Annotated in this window: 6 protein-coding genes; all 6 read right to left on the minus strand. The window is 72.8% G+C overall.

The genetic code is table 11. From position 1 onward, the window contains the following. Positions 1 to 154 precede the first annotated feature (154 nt). The gene (locus tag IXW69_RS09380; RefSeq protein WP_194786087.1) at positions 155 to 652 is read right to left on the minus strand and encodes a bifunctional nuclease; all 498 of its coding nucleotides are present in this window, start codon (positions 650 to 652) and stop codon (positions 155 to 157) included. A gap of 139 nt (positions 653 to 791) precedes the next feature. Continuing rightward, a complete protein-coding gene (gene ftsR / locus IXW69_RS09385; protein ID WP_194786088.1) occupies positions 792 to 1,436 on the minus strand; it encodes a transcriptional regulator FtsR in 645 nt (214 codons plus the stop codon). 80 nt (positions 1,437 to 1,516) lie between these two features. Next, positions 1,517 to 1,975 (minus strand): FHA domain-containing protein, encoded by a 459-nt coding sequence (locus IXW69_RS09390; RefSeq protein WP_194786078.1) that lies wholly within the window; start codon positions 1,973 to 1,975, stop codon positions 1,517 to 1,519. Between the two features lie 139 nt (positions 1,976 to 2,114). Beyond that, positions 2,115 to 4,784, minus strand: coding sequence for an aminopeptidase N (gene pepN / locus IXW69_RS09395; protein ID WP_194786079.1), 2,670 nt, complete (start codon positions 4,782 to 4,784; stop codon positions 2,115 to 2,117). A gap of 198 nt (positions 4,785 to 4,982) precedes the next feature. Then, the gene (gene gndA, locus IXW69_RS09400; RefSeq protein ID WP_194786080.1) at positions 4,983 to 6,491 is read right to left on the minus strand and encodes an NADP-dependent phosphogluconate dehydrogenase; all 1,509 of its coding nucleotides are present in this window, start codon (positions 6,489 to 6,491) and stop codon (positions 4,983 to 4,985) included. Positions 6,492 to 6,599: 108 nt separating this feature from the next. Next, the coding region (locus IXW69_RS09405; protein WP_194784358.1) for an integrase core domain-containing protein at positions 6,600 to 6,708 on the minus strand (109 nt) is incomplete at its 5' end.

Here is a 6,708-nt window from a genome sequence, read left to right on the forward strand (position 1 = left end):
GGTCCCGGGGGGCGTGGTGCAGGTTCGGCCGGGCTGGCCGGGCGGCCGGAAACGGCGCGGTTCCGGGCGTGCCATCCTTCTCAGGACGGAATTGCCTTGTGAGGCACCGCACAACTTGAGTCACATGAGTCACATGCGTCCCGCGTGTCGCATCTCAGTCGATCCTCGCACCGTCGTCGAGGGCCGCGAGCTCCTGCCGCCACGCGGCGACGTGCGCCTCCGAGCCTTCCGACGCGAGGTCGAGGCGGTGGGCATCGAGCAGCCGCTCGGTCGCCACGAGGCCGAGCCTGCTGCGCTGGGAGAGCACGAGGGCCTCGCCCGTGGAGCACGCGACCACCGTCTCCGGTGCTCGGTGAGCAGAAGCGTCGGCGGCGGCGCTCGGCGGCGCGGGACGCACCAGCCGGATCCGTGCGGTGAGCCTGGCGTCGGCGTCGACGTCCACCACGACGTCTGCGGGGGCAGCGTCCAGGACGCGGCACGTCCGGGTGAGCAGGTCGATCCACGTCGGCGCGGCCACCTCGTCGCCGCTCGCGAGGACGAGACCGTCGCGAGCCGTGACGGGGACGGCGACCATCGCCGGGCCGCCGTCCTCGACGAGGATGGCCACGAGCCCGGTGCTGGAGTCAGTGGCGCGAACGCCCACGAGAGTCATCGGCCGCACGCCGCCAGCCTACGGATCCCGGCGCGGTGTGTCATCGGAATGAGCGGCCTGGCTCGCCCCTTGCACGGAGCGTCCACGTCGTCCGTCGGGCCAGGGTCCTCGGAGGGACGAGCCGCGGGCCTCGCAGTGCTCAGGACAGGGAGTCGACGGCGCGGTGGAGAAGCGCGGTGTGGAGCTCGCTCATGAGACCGGCCAGCTCACTGGCGGCCTCCTCCCCCGCGGAGGCGGACCGACTCCGCTTGTGCTGGACGGCCTGGTCGATGACGTCGGCCTGACGCTCGGCGGAGGAGCGGACCGTGCGCAGGTTGCGCAGCGGGACACCCATCCGGTTGGCCTTGAGAGCGAGGACGACGGTGCGCAGCGCACGGACGTCGAAGCGCCCGCGGTGGTCAGGGGTGACGAGGCCCAGGCCGACCAGCTCCGCGACCTCGTCCTCCGTCGCGCCCGAGGCGGCGACGAGGGACTCGAGATCCATGGGGCCCGAGACGACGCGGCCGTGCGAGGCGACGACGCGCGGGGCGACCGGGACGGGGGCCGAGGCCTCCTCGTCCATCTCCGCGAGACGCTCTCGGATGACGGAGAGGGGCAGGTACTCGTCGCGCTGCGCCGTGAGGGCGAAGCGCAGCCGCTCGAGGTCCGCCTTCGAGTAGCGGCGGTAGCCGTTGCCGAGGCGGTGCGGGCTGATGAGGTCCTCGGTCTCGAGGAAGCGCACCTTGGAGATGGACAGGGCCGGGAACTCGTCCTTGAGGGCCGCGACGACGTCGCCGATCTTCATGGAGGGCTCGCGGGAGACGCCCCGCGGCCAGGGGCCGGGGGCGTCGGCGGCGTCCTGCTCGGAGCGGGCGTTCAGTGGACTCACTGCACTGAGCCCGTCGGAACCACCTTCGCCGGGCCGGGGTGGTAGGTCATGCGGTACTTGCCGATCTGGACCTCGTCACCGGGCCGGAGGACGGCGGACTCGACGCGCTGGCGGTTGACGTAGGTGCCGTTGAGCGAGCCGGAGTCGCGCACGAGGTAGCCGCCGCCGCGCTGGGCGAGGAAGACCGCGTGCTTGCGCGAGACGGTGACGTCGTCGAGGAAGATGTCGGCGCGCGGGTGGCGGCCCACGGTCGTCTCCTCGGAGTCGAGGAGGAAGCGGGCGCCCGTCGTCGGGCCGTGACCGACGACGAGCAGCGCGGTACCGGGCGGGAGAGCTGCAATGGCCGCACGGTCCTGCTGCGAGAGGCCGACGAGCGGCGCGTCGGAGTCGCTCGTGACGTCGATGGCCCCGAAGGTCTGGGTCGATGTGGGGTCGGGCTCGATCGGAGTCGACATCTGGTCCCCTCGGGTCGGGCGGTGCCCGGCGCACCGCGTTGTGCTCACCATACCGTTGCGGGCGTCGGCGCCACCATCGCGGCCGGTGGGCGGCGCGTCAGATCGGGACGCGCCGCCCACCGGGCGCTGGGGTCCGGTCTCAGCCGCGGGCCCGCAGGGCGCGGGCGAGGTCGTCACGGCCCTTGAGGACGAGGCGGCGCAGCGCTGCCGGGGCGCCGTCGTGCGTCTCGAGCCAGCCGTCGACGGCCGTGAGGTCGGTCTCGTCTCCGACGGTGGGGAAGAGCCCGAGGACGATCCAGGTGGCGACCTCCTGGCCGCGGCTCGACCACAGCTCCTCGAGCGCGCCGAGGTAGCGGCCGGTGAGCGGTGCGGTGAGCTCCTGGTGCGCGGCGACGGCGTAGCCGTCGATGACGGCGTCGATCTGGTCGTTCGAGAGCCCGTCCTCGGTGAGGAGACGGGTGAGGAGCTTCTCCTTCGTGGCGGCCGTGGGCTCGGAGGAGGCTGCCTGGAGAAAGCGGGTCCGGCCGGAGGCGCTCGGGTCGAGGGCGAGCTGCTCCGCCAGCTCCCCCTCGCGTAGCTCGCCGAGGCGTGCCAGCGAGATGAGGACGCGCCAGCGGATGTCATCGTCGAGCTCGAGCCCCTGGAGGACTCCGTCGAGGACGGAGCGCAGGCGGCTCACGACCAGCGCCCGCTGCTCGAAGGCCAGCAGGCCGGCCTGCCCGGCGGCGGCCACCCAGGCGCGGGCGCGGACGAGCTGTGCGTCGGAGCCGCCCTTGGCGGTGAGGAGCCGTGTCCAGCCGTTGACCCCGGCCTCGTCGCCGTCGGCGCCGAGGAGCGGGACGAGTCGGGCGGGCCGGTCCTCGGGGCTCGCGTAGCCGAGGGCGCAGAGCTGGGCCTGCCCCAGCAGGGTCGTGAGCGTCGCGGGGTCAGTGGCGTCGTCGGCCTGCGCGATGACGGTCTCGATGAAGGCGGCCGGGCTGAGGAGGCCGTCGCGGACGAGATTGAAGAGCGTCGACCACCACAGGGCCCTCGCCATCGGGTCGCTCAGGCGGGACAGCGCCTGCCGCGCGGTCGCCAGGGAGGCGGCGTCCGGACGGATGACGGCGTAGGTGAGGTCCTCGTCGTTGAGGGTGACGAGGTCCGGTGCGGGCAGCCCGACGGCCTCGGCGACGTCCACGCTGGTCGCCTCCAGGGTGACGGGGAGGCGGTGGGTCCGGCTGAGGGCACCGTCCTCGTCGAAGGAGTAGAGGCCGACGACGAGCGTGTGGGGCCGGAGCACCGGCTCACCGGTGGCGAGGTCCACGCCGGACTGAGAGACGGTGAGGCGCGCGATGGTGCGTCCGTCGGTCTCGAGCCCGTCGCTCAGGACCGAGGGGCCGGCGGTGCGCAGCCAGGCGTCCGCCCAGGCGTCCATGTCGCGGCCGGAGGCCTCTGAGAGCGTCCCGAGGAACTCGGCGAGGTCGCCGTTGGCGAAGGCGTGTCCGCGGAACCAGTCGCGGGCGGCGGCGAGGAAGGTCTCCTGGCCCAGGTGCGCGACGAGCTGCTTGAGGACGGCGGCGCCCTTCGCGTAGGTGATGCCGTCGAAGGCCTGACGAGCGGCCTCGACGTCGTCGACGGTGGCGACGATCGGGTGGGTGGTCGCGGGCCGGGAGTCCTCGAGGTACGCCCAGGCCTTCCGGGACGAGGCGAAGGAGACCCAGGCCTCGGTGTACTCCGTGGCGGTGGCCTCGGCCCACGTGCCCTGGTTCTCGGCGAAGGACTCCTTGAGCCAGGTGTCCTCCCACCAGCGTGGGGTGACGAGGTCCCCGAACCACATGTGGCACATCTCGTGAAGGATCGTGTTGGCGCGGCCGGCCCGCTGGGCGCGTGTGACGGGCCCCTGGTAGAGATAGGCGTCCTCGTTGAAGGTGACGCAGCCGGGGTTCTCCATGGCGCCGAGGTTGTACTCGGGGACCAGCACGGAGTCGTAGGAGCCCCACGGGTACGGGAACTGGTAGGCCTCGTCGTAGAGGTCGAGGCCCTTGAGCGTGGTCTCGAGGAGGACGTCGCCGTCAAGGTGCTGGGCAAGGGACCGGCGGCAGGACCAGGACACGGGAACGGGGGCGTCATCGGGGCGGATGCCGGACCGCCACTCGGCGCTCACGCGGTGCCACTCCCCCGCGGAGACCGCGGTGAGGTAGCTCGGGAGCGGGAGCGTCGGCGCGAAGCGCGTGACGGCCGCACCCTCAAGCTCGTCGGAGGCCTCGGCGGACTCGACGACGCCGTTCGACAGGAGGGTCCAGCCCTCCGGGTGGACGACGGTGAGGAGGAAGGGTGCCTTGAGATCGGGCTGGTCCGCGCAGGGCCAGGCGCGGCGGGCGTCGGAGGGCTCGAAGTGCGTGTAGAGGTAGGTGCGCCCGTCCACGGGGTCGTGGAAGCGGTGGAGCCCCTGCCCGGAGTTGGAGAAGCGTCCGACGGCGTCGACGGCGACGGCGTGCGGGCCGGCAGCCAGCTCCGGCAGGGCGACGCGGGCGCCGTCCCAGACGACCTCGACGGGCTCGCCGTCAACCGTGAGCGCGCGGACCTGCTCGCCGAGGAAGTCGATCCAGAGTCCGACGGCGGAGCCGTCACCGCGCACGGTGAGGGTGAGCTCGCTGCGGACGTTGAAGCCCGTGGCGGGCTCTGCGTGGGCCGGGACCGGCGCGCTCGTGAGGTCGAGGGTGACGGCCAGGCTCTGGAGGTCGATGGTCTCGGAGCGCCAGGCGGCCTCCTCGCGTCCGAGGTTGGTGGGGCTCGTCGGGCGGACGGGTGCGGTGGTCGGTGCGGTCATGGACGGGGTCCTCTCGGCGGTCGGGGTGCGGGCGCGACGGTGCGCGGTGCGAACGGGGAGACTCCCTCGCCTCCCGGTCTCGGCTTGCGGCCGGGCGCCCGGGCGCACTGCGTGCGTCCGGGCGCCCGTCGCCCCGTGTGCGGGGCGGTGGTCCTGCGACGGGTCCCGGGGACCCGTCAGGTCAGGGACGGAGCAGGCTCAGCTCCACTTCTCCTCGGCGCGGCCCGCCTCGGACCAGAGCACGTGGTAGACGCCCTCGGGGTCGTCGACACGGTGGTACGTGTGCGAGCCGAAGAAGTCGCGCTGGCCCTGGACGAGGGCGGCGGGCAGGCGCCCGGCGCGCAGCTGGTCCACGTAGGCCAGCGAGGAGGCGAAGGCCGGGGCGGGCACGCCGGTGAGCGCGGAGGTCGAGACGACCTCGCGCCACGCCGGCAGGGCGCCCTCGAGGGCCTGGGCGAACAGCGGCGCCGTGAGCAGGGAGGCCAGATCGGCGTCCTCCTCGTAGGCGCGGGTGATGTCGTCGAGGAAGCGGGCGCGAATGATGCAGCCGCCGCGCCAGATGCGTGCCATGGCGCCGAGGTCGACGTTCCAGCCGTAGAGGTCGGAGGCGGTCTTGATCTCGTCGAAGCCCTGGGCGTAGGCGGCGATCTTGGAGCCATAGAGCGCTTGGCGGACCGAGTCGATGAAGGCCTGCTTGGCGGCGGCGTCGGACAGGTCGATGGCCTGCGTCCCGGCGTCGAGGCCGGCCTCGCGCACGGCGGCGCGGGCCGCGGTGGAGGAGGAGGCGGCGCGGGCGAAGGTGGCCTCAGCGATCGCCGGGACGGCGACGCCGAGCTCGAGGGCCGTCTGCGTGGTCCACACGCCGGTGCCCTTCTGGCCGGCGGCGTCGACGATGACGTCGACGAAGGGCTTGCCGGTGGCCGGGTCGACGCGGTCGAGGATCTCGGTGGTGATGTCGATGAGGTAGGAGTCGAGCTCGGAGGACTTCCAGGAGCGGAAGACGTCGGCGATCTCCGGGACGGACAGGCCGGCGACGTTGCGCAGGAGGTTGTAGGCCTCGCCGATGAGCTGCATGTCGGCGTACTCGATGCCGTTGTGCACCATCTTGACGAAGTGGCCGGCGCCGTCGGGGCCCACGTGGGTGCAGCAGGGGACGCCGTCGACGTGGGCGGAGATGGACTCGAGCATGGGGCCGAGGCGCTTGTAGGACGCGTCGGTGCCGCCGGGCATGATCGAGGGGCCGAGGAGGGCACCCTCCTCGCCGCCGGACACGCCCATGCCGACGAAGTGGATGCCGGACTCCTTGAGGGAGGCCTCGCGGCGCTGGGTGTCCTCGTAGAAGGTGTTTCCGGCGTCGACGATGATGTCGCCCGGCTCGAGGATCTCGCGGAGCTGGTCGATGACCGCCTCGGTGGCGGCGCCCGCCTGGACCATGATGATGGCGACGCGCGGCGTGCGCAGCGAGGCGACGAAGTCCGCGAGCTCGGTGGCGGGCACGAAGTCGCCCTCGGAGGCGTAGCGCTCCATGAGGCGGACGGTGCGGGCCTCGGTGCGGTTGTGCACCGCGACGGCGTGACCGTGGCGGGCGAGGTTCCGGGCGAGGTTCGCGCCCATGACGCCGAGCCCGTAGACGCCGATGTCGGCGGTGGCGGGGGCCGGGACGTAGGGGGCGGACGGCTGGCTCGTCGCGTCGCTGCTTGCGGTCATGAAGATGCCTTTCCTGCCCGCCGTGCGCCGGTGGGCCTCGGGGTGCGCCCTGAGGGCGCCTGCGCGGAGACTATCGCGCACGCGCCTAGATGTTGGTGGCAGACAGGTTCATGACAGTCGGCTGGTTGGAGGTAGACCGTTGAGCGCGGTGTGTCCGCGTTCAGTGTTGTAGTGCTCGATCCAGGGGGCAAGGGCGTCGCGGCGCTCCTGGTTGGAG

Source organism: Actinomyces haliotis, assembly GCF_015355765.1.
Taxonomy (GTDB): Bacteria; Actinomycetota; Actinomycetes; order Actinomycetales; family Actinomycetaceae; genus Actinomyces; species Actinomyces haliotis.